General features: G+C 60.7%; 1 protein-coding gene. It reads left to right on the top strand.

Translation table 11 applies throughout. The features are described 5' to 3' along the window. Positions 1-328, top strand: a 328-nt coding sequence (locus EN851_RS34905) for an alkaline phosphatase family protein (protein WP_189587351.1), incomplete at both ends; no start/stop codon positions are given.

Raw genomic sequence — 328 nt, 5'->3', positions numbered from 1 at the left:
CCGGACGTGATGTATCTCACCACCACCGACTATGTGCAGCACAAATATGCGCCGGGGGTGCCCCAGGCCAATGCCTTCTACGAGATGTTCGACAAGTACCTTGTCGAGTTGGATGCTCAGGGCGCGGCGATCGTCGTCACCGCCGATCATGGCATGAAGCCGAAGCATCATGCCGACGGCTCGCCCAATGTCGTCTATGTCCAGGATCTTCTCGACGAATGGCTGGGTAAGGACGCGGCCAGGGTGATCCTGCCGATCACTGATCCCTATGTGGTGCATCACGGCGCGCTGGGTTCCTTCGCCACCGCCTATCTGCCGAAGGGCGCGG

Origin of the sequence: Mesorhizobium sp. M8A.F.Ca.ET.208.01.1.1 (genome assembly GCF_004791315.1) — a bacterium.
In the GTDB taxonomy this organism is placed as follows: Bacteria; Pseudomonadota; Alphaproteobacteria; order Rhizobiales; family Rhizobiaceae; genus Mesorhizobium.
This window is presented reverse-complemented; position numbering and strand designations above follow the sequence as displayed.